16 protein-coding genes are annotated in these 17,800 nt (G+C 37.4%); 1 reads left to right on the top strand and 15 read right to left on the bottom strand.

Translation table 11 applies throughout. The features are described 5' to 3' along the window. Positions 1 to 177: 177 nt before the first annotated feature. From phoR to COE49_RS03065, 8 genes are all read right to left on the bottom strand, one after another. A complete protein-coding gene (phoR, locus tag COE49_RS03105) occupies positions 178 to 1,947 on the bottom strand; it encodes a sensory box histidine kinase PhoR (RefSeq protein ID WP_098841308.1) in 1,770 nt (589 codons plus the stop codon). Then, positions 1,940 to 2,659, bottom strand: a complete 720-nt coding sequence (gene phoP, locus COE49_RS03100; protein ID WP_088230815.1) for a two-component system response regulator PhoP — start codon at positions 2,657 to 2,659, stop codon at positions 1,940 to 1,942. Before phoP ends, phoR begins: the two co-directional genes overlap by 8 nt. 162 nt (positions 2,660 to 2,821) lie before the next feature. Beyond that, positions 2,822 to 3,058, bottom strand: coding sequence for a hypothetical protein (locus COE49_RS03095; protein WP_088230816.1), 237 nt, complete (start codon positions 3,056 to 3,058; stop codon positions 2,822 to 2,824). A 77-nt stretch (positions 3,059 to 3,135) separates the two neighbouring features. Beyond that, complete coding sequence (locus COE49_RS03090) at positions 3,136 to 3,609, bottom strand: MaoC family dehydratase (RefSeq protein WP_088230817.1); 474 nt, start codon at positions 3,607 to 3,609, stop codon at positions 3,136 to 3,138. Between the two features lie 216 nt (positions 3,610 to 3,825). Continuing rightward, positions 3,826 to 4,764: a malate dehydrogenase gene (gene mdh / locus COE49_RS03085; protein ID WP_088230818.1), complete on the bottom strand. Its 939-nt coding sequence runs from the start codon at positions 4,762 to 4,764 to the stop codon at positions 3,826 to 3,828. Between the two features lie 19 nt (positions 4,765 to 4,783). Further along, on the bottom strand, positions 4,784 to 6,076 hold the full coding sequence (gene icd / locus COE49_RS03080) for an NADP-dependent isocitrate dehydrogenase (protein WP_000206898.1): 1,293 nt from the start codon (positions 6,074 to 6,076) through the stop codon (positions 4,784 to 4,786). Positions 6,077 to 6,236: 160 nt separating this feature from the next. Then, positions 6,237 to 7,385 carry a citrate synthase gene (citZ, locus tag COE49_RS03075; RefSeq protein ID WP_140417363.1) on the bottom strand — a complete coding sequence of 383 codons (1,149 nt, stop codon included), beginning with the start codon at positions 7,383 to 7,385 and terminating at the stop codon, positions 6,237 to 6,239. A gap of 376 nt (positions 7,386 to 7,761) precedes the next feature. Then, the gene (locus COE49_RS03065; RefSeq protein ID WP_000625505.1) at positions 7,762 to 8,223 is read right to left on the bottom strand and encodes a DUF441 domain-containing protein; all 462 of its coding nucleotides are present in this window, start codon (positions 8,221 to 8,223) and stop codon (positions 7,762 to 7,764) included. Positions 8,224 to 8,800: 577 nt separating this feature from the next. Here COE49_RS03065 and ytvI point away from each other — a divergent pair. Further along, positions 8,801 to 9,919, top strand: a complete 1,119-nt coding sequence (gene ytvI, locus COE49_RS03060) for a sporulation integral membrane protein YtvI (protein ID WP_088230821.1) — start codon at positions 8,801 to 8,803, stop codon at positions 9,917 to 9,919. A gap of 504 nt (positions 9,920 to 10,423) precedes the next feature. Here the strand turns inward: ytvI and COE49_RS03055 are convergent. The 7 genes from COE49_RS03055 to ystJ form a co-directional block, all read right to left on the bottom strand. Continuing rightward, positions 10,424 to 10,813, bottom strand: coding sequence for an FxsA family protein (locus tag COE49_RS03055; RefSeq protein WP_088230822.1), 390 nt, complete (start codon positions 10,811 to 10,813; stop codon positions 10,424 to 10,426). A 195-nt stretch (positions 10,814 to 11,008) separates the two neighbouring features. Beyond that, a complete protein-coding gene (gene pyk, locus COE49_RS03050; protein ID WP_098882753.1) occupies positions 11,009 to 12,766 on the bottom strand; it encodes a pyruvate kinase in 1,758 nt (585 codons plus the stop codon). Between the two features lie 53 nt (positions 12,767 to 12,819). Then, positions 12,820 to 13,779: a 6-phosphofructokinase gene (gene pfkA, locus COE49_RS03045; protein WP_088230824.1), complete on the bottom strand. Its 960-nt coding sequence runs from the start codon at positions 13,777 to 13,779 to the stop codon at positions 12,820 to 12,822. 129 nt (positions 13,780 to 13,908) lie between these two features. Continuing rightward, positions 13,909 to 14,883, bottom strand: coding sequence for an acetyl-CoA carboxylase carboxyl transferase subunit alpha (gene accA, locus COE49_RS03040; protein ID WP_098945698.1), 975 nt, complete (start codon positions 14,881 to 14,883; stop codon positions 13,909 to 13,911). Next, positions 14,871 to 15,740 (bottom strand): acetyl-CoA carboxylase, carboxyltransferase subunit beta, encoded by an 870-nt coding sequence (gene accD / locus COE49_RS03035; RefSeq protein ID WP_088230826.1) that lies wholly within the window; start codon positions 15,738 to 15,740, stop codon positions 14,871 to 14,873. Before accD ends, accA begins: the two co-directional genes overlap by 13 nt. Before the next feature lie 185 nt (positions 15,741 to 15,925). Then, complete coding sequence (locus tag COE49_RS03030) at positions 15,926 to 16,570, bottom strand: FadR/GntR family transcriptional regulator (RefSeq protein ID WP_088230827.1); 645 nt, start codon at positions 16,568 to 16,570, stop codon at positions 15,926 to 15,928. A gap of 14 nt (positions 16,571 to 16,584) precedes the next feature. Then, positions 16,585 to 17,793, bottom strand: a complete 1,209-nt coding sequence (gene ystJ / locus COE49_RS03025) for an NADP-dependent malic enzyme (RefSeq protein ID WP_161508111.1) — start codon at positions 17,791 to 17,793, stop codon at positions 16,585 to 16,587. Positions 17,794 to 17,800 lie beyond the last annotated feature (7 nt).

Below are 17,800 nucleotides of genomic sequence, written 5' to 3'. Positions count from 1 at the left end.
TATTTTCCTTCATATATAATACAGGCTTATATTAGCATAAAGGGAAGTGACGAGAATAGCACAACTATTCTCGTCCAAAATTACTCCTTGGATGAAGGGGTTTTCATCTATTATATTAACAGAGCTTTATTAATATTTAATTAAGCCATTGTTAATATATTGTAAACATCCATCATCCTATTTATCAGTTGCCGATTTTGGTAAAACAACCGTAAATGTTGTCCCTTCTCCAACTTCACTATCCACTGTAATTGTACCGTGATGCGCCTCAACTAAATGCTTTACAATCGATAACCCAAGGCCTGTACCACCAGTATTTCTACTTCTCGCTTTATCCACTCGATAAAAGCGTTCAAAAATACGTGGAATTTCATCTTTACTAATACCAATTCCAGTATCAGATACTTTTATATAAGCATTATATTTATCTTCTGCTAACTCTACAGAAACAACGCCTCCAGCTGGTGTATATACGACTGCGTTATTAATTAAATTTATAAAGATTTGTTTCAATCGGCTTGGATCTCCAATGACAGAAACACGTTTCAATACATTCACTTGTAAAGAGATTTCTTTTTCGCCTGCCTTATTATCCAGCACCATATGAATATCTTCAAGAAGCCCCTTCATATCAACGGTCCCCATATTTAATTTAAACCCTTGTTGCTCAATCTTTGACAAATCTAATAAATCTTCAATTAAGCCTTGCATGCGTTCACTCTCTTTTAAAATAATGTGTAAGAAATGTTCGCAGAATTTTTTATTATCCATCGCCCCATCCAAGAGCGTTTCTGAAAAACCTTTAATAGAAGTAATTGGCGTCTTTAGTTCATGCGAAACATTCGCTAAGAAGTCTTTTCTCATTTGTTCTAACTTCTTCAGCTCAGTAATGTCATGGAATACGAGAACAATTCCTTTCCACTCATGGTTTGTCCCAATAATTGGCGCTCCGTATACTTCAAAATGCTTTCGCTCAATACCAAGTAGCAACAACATTTGTTTACGCACTTTCACTTCTGTCATAAAGATTTCTTCCACAAGCTCTATAATTTCTGTATGATGAAACGACTCGTAGTATAAACGATCTAAATATTCTTCGTCTGTTACGTGGAAAGTCTCCTTATACGAACGGTTTACAAGATTTATATAACCGCGGCTATCAATTAAAATCATTCCACTTCCCATATTTTCAATTAATGTGTGCAAACGGTCTTGTTGCATTTCTTGTTCAAGTGTCATCTCTTGTAAGTTACGCGCTAAAATATTAATTGCTTTACTCAACATCCCAGTTTCATCCGAATGACTTTCGTATGCACGCGCTTTATAATTACCCTTCGCTAATTCGATTGCAACTTTCGTAACTGATTCAATCGGCCTAATGTACTGCCCTGTAATTTTCACGCCTAGAAATACGACTACGAGACAAGCGATAACAAATCCGATAATTAATAATCCCCACGTTTTTTGGTGAACATCCCTCAAAGTATCAATTGTACTTTTCACCAAAATATATCCTTGTTTTCCCTCTACATCCTGAACAAATATAGCATGATAAAACTCATTCTTTTGATCCGTTTCTTTCGTAATAACCTTATTTCTTTGTTTCGCTGTTTCGGAAGAAAGTTCTTTAATTATCTCTGGACTAAATGCAGCTTGTTGACCTTTGCCTTTGCTATATTGAACTTTCTTTTTTTCATCCACAAATATAATAGAAGCTGGTATTTTCTCTTCTAACTTTTCAAATACATACGGATTTTTTAAAACATCATCAAAACCTTGTTCTTCTGCTAATACTGCGACATACCCTGTCTCTTTTACCATTCTCTCTTTAGCATGATCTATATAGTAGTTTTCAAAAACAGTTTCTAGCAATAAACCTAGTCCGACTAATATAAACACAACAAGAGAAACAAATGTAAAAAGAAGCCTGGAACGAAATTTATTCATCCCCCTTCGGCTCCTCTAATTTATATCCTAAACCACGTATCGTTTTAATGTACGTCGGTTTTTTCGTATTTTGTTCAATTTTATCGCGCAAGTGGCTAATATGGACATCAACAATTCGTGTATCACCAGCAAAATCATAATTCCATACAGCACTTAATAATTGATCACGCGTCAACACGCGACTTTTATTTTTCGCAAGATATACAAGTAGTTCAAATTCTTTTGGTGTTAATTCAAGCTTTCTGCCTTGGAAATAAGCCTCATAAAACTCCGGTAAAATTTTAAGTTCTGCAATTATAATGCTATCTTCGGCTGGTGCTTCTACAACTTGTTCTTCTTGTTGCAATTTCGTACGACGTAAAATCGCCTTCACACGGGCAACAACTTCCCTTGGACTAAATGGCTTCGTCATATAATCATCTGCCCCAAGTTCAAGACCTAGCACCTTATCAAATTCATCATCTTTTGCTGTTAACATTAAAATCGGCGTCATGACACGCTGCAATCGTAATTCTTTACAAACTTCCATACCATCCATTTTCGGAAGCATTAAATCTAATATAATTAAATCTGGACGTTCTGTTGTCGCTTTTTGAAGCGCCATTTCTCCATCCATCGCTGTTATCACTTCAAAACCAGCTTGTTGTAAATTAAATTCAATTAAAGTTAAGATAAACTCCTCATCATCAACTACTAAAATACGATTGTTCATTCTTTTCCTCCAAGTTATAGACTTGAAACCTTCTTCATCCTAGTATTTTCCCCGTTATTCTCATCATACTAGAAAACAGGTTCCCCCTCAATATAATTGTCTATTCATGGAGTTCGTTTGTATACAACTAAGAAAATAGAAGTAATTACACTTCACCTTCAACTACACAGGATTTTGCCAAACTTTATAGATCGCTCTCTCTTTTTTAAAGCTCACTTCCGTATGAACTATAAAATCTTGATTTTGCGCTAGGAAAAACGAAAGAGCATATGCTATTTTATAATCCGGTGTTTCATATCCATCAAATACTCTCCCATACATTTCATTCGCGACCCCGTCGGCCCACACTTCAGCTTCCCTTATCGTTTCAAAGATTATATCCTCTCTTTCCCATTTCACAGTTATATCCCCCTTTCAAAAAAATAGCGCTAGCTTCCTTATTAAAGGTATGCTAGCGCTATTCGTATTTTCATCTTTTAAAAATTATCTAATGCTTTTTCCATAATAGAAACTGATTTATAAGGCGGTGTTACTGTTAATGAGCCTTTCACAACAGTATCTCCTTTTTCATCATGAGCAGATACAAGCATATCAATTGTATGTTCCTCCTCAGAAACACCCACAACTTCAAAGTGGATTTGTAACGTTTCATAATGGTGAACATGCTTCACGAACGTAAGGTCCTTCCTAGTAATATGACTACCTGGACCTGGTAAATATTTCGTAACTGCCGTTGTAATCATCCCAGTTAGCATAATGCTTGGTACAATCGGCTTTTCATACGGAGTTTGGGATGCGTAATCATGCTGAATATATAATGGATTGGCATCATTCGTTAATCCTAAGTACAATAACAAATCTTTATCCTCAATTTTTTCAGTGATAGATAATTTCTCTCCTACTGTAATTTCATCCATTTTACGACCAATTTGAACTTTTTTCTTTAACATGTTACAACCCCCTCCGATTTTTTCACCTTATTATCCTACTAAAAGCGATACCTTATCCGAAACTTACTATGATGAGGGCAATGTATAGTATAAGTCTATTGTTTCATTATAGGATACACCAAATGATAGCGTTTTCATATTATTTCAAAAAAATATTTTAATAAATAGTAGAAAAAGATTCGGGGCCCCGAATCTTTTTCCGCTTATATTTAATTATTAAACAAGAACTTTCATAACGTTACGTACAGATTCTACAGAGCGATCTAACGCTTCTTTTTCCTCTGCAAGAAGTTCTAACTCAATAATTTTTTCAATTCCGTTACCACCTAGAATTACTGGTACCCCTAAGTAAAGGTCACTATAACCATATTCACCTTCAAGGTACGCAATAGCCGGTAATACACGACGTTGATCTTTTAAGATTGCTTCTGTCATTTCAACTAAAGAAGCAGCTGGTGCGTAATATGCACTACCGTTTCCTAATAAGCCTACAATCTCGCCGCCACCTTTACGTGTACGTTCTACAATTGCTTCTAAACGCTCTTTCGGAATTAACGTTTCTAACGGAATGCCACCTGCATAGGAATAACGTACAAGAGGTACCATATCGTCACCGTGTCCACCAAGAACAAATCCTGTAATGTCTTTCACAGAAAGATTTAATTCTTGCGCAATGAATGTACGGAAACGAGCTGTATCTAATACGCCCGATTGACCGATTACACGTTCTTTTGGGAATCCCGCTTCTTTAAATACAGAATATGTCATTGCATCAACTGGATTTGTTAATACAAGAATAATCGCATTTGGTGAATGTTTTGCAATGTCGCGCGTAATACTTTTCATAATTTTAGAGTTTGTTGCTACTAAGTCATCACGGCTCATACCAGGCTTACGTGCAATACCTGCTGTAATAACGACAACGTCAGAATCAGCAGTATCTGCGTAATCAGATGTTCCAATAATGTTAGCATCAAAACCTTGTACTGGGCTCGCTTCTAACATATCCAACGCTTTCCCTTTTGTTGGATTTTCCAGTTGTGGAATGTCCACTAATACAACATCTGCAAGTTCTTTTTGTGCTAATAAGAATGCTGTTGTTGCTCCTGTAAATCCTGCACCGATGACTGAAACTTTCTTGCGTTTGATTGTCATAATTTACCCCTCACTTTAATTATGCGTTTTTGATTATCGCTACATCCATGTTTTTAATAAGTTCATTAGCGAACTCAGAACATTTCACTTCTGTTGCGCCTTCCATTAGACGAGCGAAGTCGTATGTTACTACTTTTGATGCAATTGTTTTCTCAACTGAAGCTGTTACTAATTTCGCAGCTTCGTTCCATCCTAAGTGCTCTAATAATAATACACCAGAAAGAAGTACAGAAGATGGATTTACTTTATCTAAACCTGCATATTTTGGAGCTGTACCATGTGTAGCTTCAAAGATAGCATGTCCAGTCACATAGTTAATGTTTGCACCAGGTGCAATACCAATTCCACCTACTTGTGCAGCAAGTGCATCAGAGATGTAGTCTCCGTTTAAGTTCATTGTTGCAACAACATCGAACTCACGTGGACGAGTTAAAATTTGTTGTAAGAAGATGTCTGCAATAGAATCTTTTACGATGATTTTTCCAGCCACTTCCGCGTCTGCCATCGCTTTATTCGCTGCATCTTTTCCATCTTTTTCAACGATACGATCATATTCAGCCCAAGTAAATACTTTGTCGCCGAATTCTTGTTCCGCTACTTCATAACCCCAGTTTTTGAAAGCACCTTCTGTAAATTTCATAATGTTTCCTTTATGAACTAATGTAACAGAAGAGCGTTTTTCGTTAATTGCATATTGAATTGCAGCACGAACAAGACGCTTTGTCCCTTCTTCTGAGATTGGCTTAATACCAATACCAGATGTTTCTGGGAAGCGGATTTTATTAACACCCATTGCTTCTTTTAAGAAAGCAAGAACTTTTTCTGCTTCTGGAGATCCTTGTGCATATTCAATTCCAGCATAAATGTCTTCTGTATTTTCACGGAAAATAACCATATCAGTATCTTCCGGACGTTTTACAGGTGAAGGAACACCTTCAAAGTAACGAACTGGACGTAGACATACATATAAATCTAATTCTTGACGAAGCGCTACGTTTAGAGAACGAATACCACCGCCAACTGGAGTTGTAAGTGGGCCTTTAATCGCGATTAAATATTCACGGATTAAATTTAAAGTTTCTTCTGGTAACCACTCGCCTGTTTGGTTGAATGCTTTTTCCCCTGCAAGCACTTCTTTCCAAACGATTTTCTTCTCACCATCATAAGCTTTTTCCACTGCCGCTTCTAGTACGCGAGATGCTGCTGCCCAAATATCAGGACCAATTCCATCTCCTTCGATAAATGGAATAATCGGATTGTTTGGTACATTCATAACACCATTAGTTACAGTAATTTTTTCACCTGTCGTCAATGTGATAACCCCCATGTTTGAAATTTCATATGTATGAAACTGAGGGAATAACCCCTCAGTTCAAACCGTTAGTCAAATTTAAATATTCTAATCATTACATCTTTCCGAAAAAATCAGACTTTTGAAAGCGTATTTTCACTATCAAAATAGTGTTTTTCGCTTATCGTTGTGCAATTGGAACATACACTTGATGTGTTGGTCCGTTATAATCAGCACGCGGACGGATTAAACGGTTGTTTTCATATTGTTCTAGAATATGAGCTAACCAGCCTGACATACGGCTAATTGCAAAAATAGGTGTAAATAAGTCATGGTCAATTCCTAAACAATGGTATACAGAAGCTGAATAGAAATCAACATTTGGTGGAAGACCTTTTTCTTTTGTTACAATGTCTTCAATTTTGATAGACATATTATACCATTTGTCTTCTCCTAAAAGCACGCATAATCTCTTAGACATTTCACGTAAATGTTTTGCACGTGGATCACCATGCTCATATACACGGTGGCCAAATCCCATAATTTTCACTTTATTTTGAAGAGCATTATGAATATATGATTCTACATTTTCTTCTTCGCCAATTTCAGTTAACATCTTCATTACATTTTCATTTGCCCCGCCGTGAAGAGGACCTTTTAATGCACCGATTGCTGCTGTAATACCAGAATATACATCTGAAAGTGTAGCTACGCAAACACGTGCAGTAAATGTAGAAGCGTTTAACTCATGATCCGCATGAAGGACAAGCGCCTTATCAAAAGCTTCAATTTCAACTTCATTTGGCTCGCGGTCATTTAACATGTACAAGAAGTTTGCAGCTAATGATAACTCTTTTTTCGGCTCAACAACGTCTAAACCTTTACGAATTCTCGCATAAGCAGCAATTAACGTTCCCACTTGAGCCTGTAATTTAACCGCTTTCAAATAATTGGACTTTCCATCCATAATTTCAGCGCTCTCATCGTATAATGATAGCATGGAAATTGCAGTTCGTAAAACAGACATCGGATGTGCGATTTTTAAATCTACTTGTTTCAAATATGTTAAAATCTCACCTGGAACTTTATAATATTCAGATACAGTATCTGTAAATTCCGCTAGTTCTTTTTCGTTAGGAAGCTTGCGGTGCCATAATAAGTACACTACTTCTTCAAACGTAGCATTCTCAGCTAAATCATCAATATTATACCCAACATAAGTTAATGTATCATCAATAATAGAGCTCACAGATGATGTTGTTGCTACTACCCCTTCTAAACCTCGAATAACAGTCATGACATTCTCTCCTTTTCCTGAAAATTCTCCCAACCTTGCTCCTTATATCTATTTGCTCCCCTTATAAATTATGAACGCCCGTTCACTCTTTAGGCAAGCAAAATGCACGATCATGCAAATTTTTTGCGATGTTCCCCTCTTAATGTCCATTACCAACATGGAAAGCATGAGCGTGAATGTCTCCCCGAATCCTCACGCTCAAAACAACAAGTTAGTGAGGAAAATGAATTCCGAAGAGTTTTATGATAAAAACAACATAAAACAANNTTGTTTTATGTTGTTTTTATTTTATCTGGTGTAAAGTCTCTGCTGTTATGTAACTTTTCAAAGTTTCTAATCCTATTATAAACAATTATCTGACTTTTGTGAACAGAAAGAATTCAAAATTTTTATATTACTATAAAATTCCTTATTTAAACATCTGTATAATACTCATAACTGCATAGGCAATTCCAGCCCCAATTAACGGACCTACAGCAACCCCATTAAATAAGGCAACCGCTATAATTGTCCCAAAAACAAGCGCAGTTGTAATATGAGGATCCGTCGCCAATAATTGCACGCCGCCTTTCGCTAACAAAGCAACCGCTACCCCTGAAGCTAGAGCAATCCATGCATAATACGATTTTGCCGCTTCTCCCAGTTGTTTAAAACCGATTTCTCCCGTCGCAATCGGTACGAGTACTGCTATTGTAATGACTGTTACACCGAGGTTAATCCCTTTCGTTTGTAAATAAGGAAAGACTTTATCTCCTAAAAACGTAAACTTCAATAAAAACAACACACCAATCGCTACAGTAAGCGACTGGTTTTTCGCAATAAGTCCTATGATAAGTAGTATGAATAAAAATAACGTCGACTGACTAATCATGATTACACTTCCTTTCTGAAAATAATGAACTCGTTTCCAAACGAAAATACCTTTAAACCCATCGTTATACATGCCATATCCACCCATATTTGCCAATGACAAACAGGAAACAACTTCATTTTTATATGTATTTTTACATTACAAAACGAGACTTTAACACAAAAAATTAAAGCATGTATACAATTTTGAAAACGATTGTCTCTCCTTTCTTTTCTAATAAGAAACAGGTAAAATAAAAAGAAGAGAAAATGAAGTTTTTACCATATAGTAACGGCATCAACAACAAGCTTTTACAGTCATTCATATACCGAAAAAAGCAGGCTAAATCCATCATTCCACTATAACATAAAGTGAAACTTTAATCAGTGAGGGCATTTTTCACTGATTATTAGTTGAACCAATCGGGCTTTTACGGGCAGTTTATCTCCCACCTAACTGCTTTGATCCAGCCACACTTTTGGTAGGAGGTTTACTGCCCGTTAATGCGGGATAAAGTGAAACTTTAATCAGTGAGGACACACTCGTTATAAGTTGAACAGATTAGGATAATACAAATCGGAATGGGAGGTATACATCTTTGAACCGAAACTTACTATATATGATATTGCGACTTATATTTGTCATTGTAGCAACGGTAGTTGGGTTCTATGCATTGTTATATATGTCAGGGCTTATCTATCCTTTTATTATCGCTTTTGCATTTGCTTATTTGATTAATCCTGTCGTCAATTTTCTTAATCAAAAACTACAATTTCCTCGCGCACTGGCAGTACTCGTTAGCTTAATTCTCGTATTCGGAGCTATCGTCGGACTTGTTACATACCTTGTAACGGAAGCAATATCCGCCACAACATACTTACTACAAATTGTTACAGTGAAGTTTCCAGATATCGTTACATTCGCTCAGCAATTTGCACTTAATCATATTATGCCTCTCTACGATGATTTAATCTCAAAATTTAATCATCTCGGAGAACCACAGCGCTATACGATTACACAAAACATTCAAAACTTAGGAACTGAAGCAACGACGCAAATGAAAGAACTTTTAACAGCTATTATAAGCGGGTTAACAAATTTCATTAGCGCATTACCAACGACTTTAACTGTCCTTGTATTCGTTTTATTAGCCACTTTCTTCATTAGTTACGATTGGCACCGTCTTGCTCAGAAAGTAAGAAAATTGCTCCCTAATCGGGTACACGGCTACGGAAAAACGATTTTTGTCGATTTAAGAAAAGCATTGTTCGGTTTTGTTAAAGCACAACTTACACTCGTATCTATGACAACCATTATTGTACTAATCGGGCTTTTAATATTACGCGTACCATACGCTATTACTATCGCAATTATTACAGGAGTTGTAGATTTACTCCCGTATTTAGGAACAGGAGCTGTCTTCGTTCCTTGGGTTATATACGTATTTTTCACTGGCGACACCGCATTCGCCATCGGTCTTCTCATTTTATACATCGTCGTGATTGTCCAAAGACAAATTATGGAGCCTAAAGTACTTTCCTCTAACATCGGCCTCGATCCATTAGCGACACTAATCGCTCTATTTGTCGGCTTTAAGCTCTTTGGTTTCTTAGGATTAATCATCGGTCCAGTCACATTAGTACTACTTAATACATTACACAAAGCTAACGTATTCCATGACTTGTGGAAATATATTAAAGGATCACCTTCAAAATAATAATTTCTAATTCATATACAACAAAAAAACTTAACTGTAATCAGTGGGAAATTCCCACTGATTATTCCTTATACTTATTTTTCACACTACTCACATGCAATAAGAGAATTTCCCATAAAAAGGATAATACTCTTGTTTTTTTGCATAAAAACGCATATTCTGAGGTATTTTTACATATTTATTCTATCTGTTTTATAATTATTACTTACATTTATTACTTTTTATGTAAATGAATAAATATACAAAATGGTATAATAGAAAGCTTAATCTACGTTTTTCCTACTCTTACCTAACCCCTTCGCCCGATCGATCCTTTATTTAGCATAATTTCTATTCGCCAAAAACGAATAAAAGCTAACATCACATATTTAATCGAACCCGTACAAAGGCTCAAGCGAAAACACACAACAAACATACTAAAGTAGAACTTCTATCAGCAGTCCCCCTATTACCCACACTTTCGCTGAACAAAAAAATAGTGCTTAGATTGATATAATCTAAGCACTACTTCTGAATAATAATAGTAGATCTCTTCCTAAATTTCCATTCCATCCATTTCATAACAAGCGGTTTCAACAAAGCCCTCGTAACAGGGATAACAAAAATAAAACCCATTACATCCGTCACATAGCCAGGAAGCACTAAAAGAATACCTCCTACAAACACAAAAATACCATCTAGTACCGACTCACCTGGCATTTCCCCTCTATTCAACTTAGATTGAATCTCTCTAAGCACTTTAAACCCTTGCCTTTTCGCCAAATATACACCTACAACACCAGTAAATATAATCATAGCGAACGTAGACCATAGACCTATTAGATGACTCGATCCAATTAAGACTGTAATCTCAATCGCCGGTATTAAAATCAACAAGAATAGCAACCATTTCATAGTGCCACACCTCTTTCATACTTCGTTTTAAACACCTCTATAACGCCCGTACAAGCCTTTTAGAAACGAGAATACCCCTTTTATTACCCCTCACAACAAACGGTTTTTACAAGTGTTTTCAAGCTCCTCAAACTATTCACATCCTATTTTTGTGTAAAAAAAAGAGAAGGACTCCGATCCTTCTCTCCGTATTACTTATAGCACTTCCGCATGTCCATTATAAACAATTCCGCGTGCTGCATCAACTGTTACTTCTTGGCCATTTTTTAAAGTTGTTGTTACGCCGTTTACACCAACGATAACAGGAATACCGATTGATACACCTACAACAGCCGCATGGCTTGTTAGACCGCCTTCTTCTACAACTAGAGCAGCAGCTTTTTCAATTGCAGAAATCATATCTTTATCAGTGCTTGTTGTAACAAGGATATCACCTTTGTTTACGTTCGCTACAGCTTCAGCAGCTGTTTTCGCTACAACTACTTTACCTTTTGCAGCTTTACGACCGATCCCTTGCCCTTTAGCAACTTCTTCACCAACAACGTGAATTTTCATTAAGTTTGTTGTACCAGTTTCAGCAACTGGAACACCCGCAGTGATTACTACAGTGTCTCCAAGTCCGATAAGACCTGCATCCATACCTGTTTGAATTGCTGTATCTAACATTTCGTCAGTAGAAGCTGCGCGCTTCCCAGCCATAAATGCTTGCACACCCCAAACTAGTGCAAGACGACGTCCTACTTGCTCGTCAGTTGTTACAGCTACGATTGGAGATTTTGGACGGTATTTAGAGATCATTTTCGCAGTATATCCACTTTCTGTTGGAGCTACGATTGCAGCTACACCAAGAGCAAGTGCTGTATGCGCAACAGATTGGCTAATTGCATCTGTAATTGTTGGAGTGAACTCTTTAATACGTTTTTTGAACATATCTTCATATTGTAATGATTTTTCAACACGTACTGCAATGTTAGCCATCATTGTTACTGCTTCTACTGGGTATTGACCAGCAGCTGTTTCACCTGAAAGCATGATTGCATCTGTACCATCGAAGATTGCATTAGCTACGTCACTTGCTTCCGCACGAGTTGGACGTGGGTTACGTTGCATAGAGTCTAACATTTGTGTTGCAGTAATAACTGGTTTACCTAACACGTTACATTTTTTGATTAGACGTTTTTGTACTAATGGTACTTCTTCTGGTGGAATTTCTACACCCATATCACCACGAGCTACCATTAAACCGTCAGAAACTTCTAAGATTGAATCGATATTATCTATACCTTCTTGGTTTTCGATTTTTGGTACGATTTGGATGTACTGAGCGTTATGTCCTTCTAATAATTCACGAATTTCTAATACGTCAGCCGCTTTACGTACGAATGATGCTGCAATGAAATCAACTTTTTGCTCGATACCGAAGATGATATCTTGTACGTCTTTTTCAGTGATACCAGGAAGCTTAATGCTTACGTTTGGTACGTTAACACCTTTTTTATTTTTTACAGTTCCACTGTTTAAAACTTTTGTACGGATGTTTCCGTCAGCTTTTTCGATCACTTCAAGCTCGATAAGACCGTCATCGATTAAAATGCGAGAGCCTGGGTCTACATCGTCATAAAGACCAGCATAAGATACAGAGAACTTCTCTGCAGTACCTAATACTTGCTCAGTAGAAAGAACTACTTCTGCACCTGTTACAAGCTCAGCTTGTCCATCTACGAAGTCGTGAGTACGGATTTCTGGACCTTTTGTATCAAGTAAAATACCAACTGTTTTACCAGTTCTCTTTGAAGCTTCACGGATGTTTTGAATACGAGCGCCGTGTTCTTCATGGCTACCGTGAGAGAAGTTTAAACGAGCAACGTTCATACCCGCTTCGATTAATTGCTCTAATTTCTCAATACTTTCACTAGCAGGACCTATAGTACATACAATTTTAGTTTTACGCATATTGCACCTCCGAAAATTATGAAACCGTTCCCAAATATCTGACATTAAGCCGATTAGATGGATAATTCTTTAGATAATTGATACATATCTTTATCGATTGTATGCTTTTGAGCTAACGCTTCAATGATATCATGGTCAACAAGTTTGTTATCTTGAATACCTACACAACGTCCACCTTTACCAGCAAGTAATAATTCAACTGCTCTTGCACCAAGACGACTTGCTAATACACGGTCTTGTGCACTTGGTGATCCACCACGTTGTACGTGACCTAATACCGTTACACGAGTATCGAAACTTGTTGCTTCTTCAATGTGCTTACCGATGTCAATTGCACTTCCAACACCTTCAGCTACAACGATAATACTGTGCTTTTTACCACGTTCACTACCACGTTTCAGACGAGCGATAACATCATCCATGTCATACTTCTCTTCTGGAATTAAAATTGTTTCTGCACCATCAGCTAAACCAGCCCATAATGCGATATCACCAGCGTGACGTCCCATTACTTCAATAACATATGTACGTTCATGAGATGTAGCTGTGTCACGAATTTTATCAATTGCATCAATAACAGTATTTAAAGCTGTATCGAAACCAATTGTGAAATCTGTTCCAGGAATATCATTGTCGATTGTACCTGGTACACCAACACATGGGAATCCTTGCTCAGTTAATTTTTTAGCACCTTGGTAAGAACCATCTCCACCAATAACAACAAGCCCTTCGATACCATGTTTCTTTAATTGCTCGATACCCTTTAGTCTTACTTCTGGATCTTTAAACTCCGGACATCTTGCTGTATATAATTTTGTACCACCGCGGTGGATAATATCGCCAACAGAACCAAGTTCTAATTTTTCAATATGACCAGAAATTAAACCAGCGTATCCATGGTAAATACCATATACTTCAATATCATGGAAAATCGCTTTACGAACAACTGCACGAATGGCAGCATTCATACCAGGTGAATCTCCACCACTTGTTAATACACCAATACGTTTCATTTGTACTCACCTCATAAAGATTATTTGCCTTATATTAAAATAACACGAAAAAATACAAAATTACAATGGAGAAGATGTGTCTTTTCATAATAAAAAACGTGCATTCGCGAAGTGGAACGCACGCTTTTCTTATTTTATCCAAATGGAAGCGTTTGAAAACGAAACTTGCCCAATTTTCATATATTTTTCATAACGTTTTTCGATTAATTCATCTTTCGAAATTCCGTTTAATTGTTCAAAAGTTTTTCTAATCATTAAATCTATATTTTCCGACTGCTTCAAAATATTACGGTGTGCTCCACCTTTTGCTTCTGGAATAATTTCGTCAATTACACCTAATTCTTTCAAATCTGCCGCTGTAATTCTCATCGCTTCTGCAGCTTCTTTCGCTTTTCCTGCATCTTGCCAAAGAATTGCTGCTGCGCCCTCTGGTGTAATGACAGAATAAGTGGAATTTTCTAGCATATGAATGTAATCCCCTACTCCAAGACCTAGCGCACCACCACTACCTCCTTCACCGATAACGATACAAATAACAGGTACTGTTAAACCTGCCATTTCAAATAGGTTACGGGCGATCGCTTCACTTTGACCACGTTCTTCAGCAGCTTTACCAGGATAAGCTCCTTTCGTATCAATGAAACAAATAATTGGACGATTAAACTTCTCCGCTTGCTTCATGAGACGCAGTGCTTTTCGATATCCTTCTGGATGAGGCATCCCAAAGTTACGACGAATATTTTCTTTCGTATCTTTTCCGCGCTGATGCCCAATTACAGTTACAGGCATCCCCTTATATTTCGCAATGCCGCCGACAATCGCTGCATCATCACCAAATAGGCGATCTCCATGACATTCGAAAAAATCAGTAAATAAGTGCTCAATATAATCGAGCGTTGTCGGTCGTTCTGCATGACGAGCAATTTGAACACGGTCCCATACTTTCATATTGCCGTATATATCTTCCTCTAACTTTTCTAACTTGTCTTCCAAAATACGAATCTCCTCGCTGAAGTCCATCTGGCTGTTTTTCGTATAGTCTTTCAGTTCACGAATCTTATTTCTTAGCTCAACAACTGGTTTCTCAAATTCTAGCTCTGCCATACAGCCATTTCCCCTCCTTGATGAACTTCTAAAATCTTGCGAAGTGATTCTCTCATATCATCACGATGCACAACCGCATCTAATTGACCATGATCTAGTAAGAATTCTGCCGTTTGGAAATCTTCCGGTAGTTTCTCACGCACGGTTTGTTCAATTACACGTCTACCGGCAAATCCGATAAGTGCGCCTGGTTCTGCAAGATTATAATCACCAAGTGAAGCAAAACTCGCTGAAACCCCGCCCGTCGTTGGATGAGTCATAACAGAAACAAATAATCCTCCTGCATTACTATGCTTTTTCAAAGCTACGCTTGTTTTTGCCATTTGCATTAAACTTAATATCCCTTCTTGCATACGAGCACCACCCGAAGCAGTAAAGATAATAAATGGAACTTGTAAGTCGTATGCCTTTTCAACCGCACGGGCAATTTTTTCTCCTACTACAGAGCCCATGCTCCCCATTCGAAAACGAGAATCCATTACTGCAACAACAACAAGCATGTCATCAATTGTTCCTTCACCAGTTACAACCGCTTCGTTTAATTCAGTCTTCTTACGATCGCTCTCTAGTTTCTCTTCATACTCAGGAAACTCGAGTGGATTTAATGAAACCATTTCTTTGTCATACTCACGGAATGACCCTTCGTCCAATATACTATCAAGACGTTCCCATGCATTCATAGGATGATGATATCCACAGTTCACACATACTTTTAAATTTTTTAAAACTTCTTTCGTATACATGATTTTTTTACATTTCGGACATTTTGTCATAACGCCATCCGGTACATCTTTCCGTACTTGTTCTGAAGGTATTGCAGCGTACTTTTTCTTTTTCACGAATAAATCTCTTAGCACAATTTGACCCCCTTCGTTGAGAGCTAAGGTTAGCGTAAGAAGAAAATTGGGCTAACACCAAAGTTTGATGTTAGCCTTATCTTCTCAATCTGTCTAATAACCTCTCTCTTTACGTTTAACTTTAACCGCTATGCGGTAGAATGTTTGTCATAACGTGTCATGGTCATTTCGACAAATTTTATACATTACGAGTGAAACTGTATATTCTCTACTAATTCATCGTAAATTTTTAGTGCATCATTTTCTTGTTTTTCTTCCAAAGTCGCATAAAGCTTTCTATACAAATCGATAGAGTCCCCTGAAACTTCACAAGAAAGAGTTGCTACGTAATCATTTACGATCATCCAGATGCGATATAGTAAATAATTATCAACTTGTTCAATAAGTGTTTTAAAGAACGTTTGATGAAGCGTTGGCATTGAGCTTTCATTCTCTTCAAGCACTTGATCTAATTTCCTTAGTACTTTAGAAAACGTTTCTTTCGGTAAATTACATACAATACGAATCATATCTTTTTCAAGCAATCGTTTTGTTTGTAATAAATCACGAATTGTCTTCTCATCTTGCAGTAAAAACGGAGCAATTAATTGTACAAGACCGTTATCGTAAAAGTTTCGAATAAACGTCCCTTCACCACGTCTCGTTTCAATTAACCCTACAAGTTCTAGAGCACGCAACGCTTCTCTTACAGAGGAACGTCCAACGTTTAAGCGTGAACTTAACTCACGCTCAGACGGCAAACGATCCCCCGCTACCAATCCATCCTCTTCCATAATGGAACGGATTTTTTTTACAATTTCGAGATATACTTTTGTATTTGATGATGTCAATGGAAATTCCTCGCTTATTCTTTACCAATCAGCGCTAATTGTTTTGTTTTCTCAGCGATCTCATTCGGATCTACTTGACGGCGAGCTACTCCTGTCTCCATTGCTGCTTTCGCAACATAAGCCGCTACTTGAGGCGCTACACGCGCGTCAAACGGTGCTGGAATGATATAGTCTGCATTTAACTCGTCTTCTGCTACAAGTTCAGCAATAGCCTGTACAGCTGCCATCTTCATTTCTTCGTTAATTTGTGTCGCATGTACATCAAGTGCTCCGCGGAAAATACCAGGGAACGCTAATACATTGTTTACTTGGTTCGGGAAGTCAGAACGACCTGTTCCAACAACAGCTGCGCCCGCTGCTTTTGCCAATTCTGGCATAATTTCTGGAACCGGATTCGCCATTGCAAAAATAATCGCGTCGTCATTCATTGTACGAACCATTTCTTCTGTTAATGCACCTTCTGCAGATACACCAATAAATACGTCCGCACCTTGTACTACATCAGCTAAAGAACCTTCAATACGATTCTTATTTGTATATTTTGCAACTTCATCTTTCACCGGATTCATACCTGTAGGACGGCCATCATAAATCGCGCCTTTACGGTCACACATAATGATGTCGCGTACACCATAACGATATAAAAGTTTAATAATTGCAATACCTGCTGCACCTGCGCCATTTGCAACAACTTTAATGTCAGACATTTTCTTTCCAACTAATTTCAGCGCGTTCACAAGACCTGCTACTGTTACGATAGCTGTTCCGTGTTGATCATCATGGAAGATAGGAATATTTGTTTCTTTTTTCAAACGTTCTTCAATAATGAAGCAGTTTGGTGCTGCGATATCTTCTAAGTTAACACCGCCAAAAGTTGGCTCCATTAATTTTACAGTTTCAACAATTTTATCTACATCGTTTGTATTTAAGGCAATTGGGAATGCATCTACACCAGCAAAGCTCTTGAATAATACAGCTTTACCTTCCATTACTGGAAGAGATGCTTCAGGTCCAATGTTACCAAGACCAAGTACAGCTGTTCCATCTGTCACAACTGCTACCATATTTCCCTTCATCGTATATTCATATACCTTACTTTTATCGTCATAAATTTCTTTACAAGGCTCTGCAACCCCTGGAGAATATGCAAGACTTAAATCTTTTGCATTTTCTACTTTTACTTTTGATACCGTTTCTAATTTTCCTTGATGCACTTTATGCATGTGAAGT

The organism is Bacillus sp. AFS029637 (assembly GCF_002584985.1).
GTDB lineage: Bacteria > Bacillota > Bacilli > Bacillales > Bacillaceae_G > Bacillus_A.
Note: the sequence above shows the minus strand (reverse complement) of the source record. Positions and strands in the feature narration are given on the sequence as shown.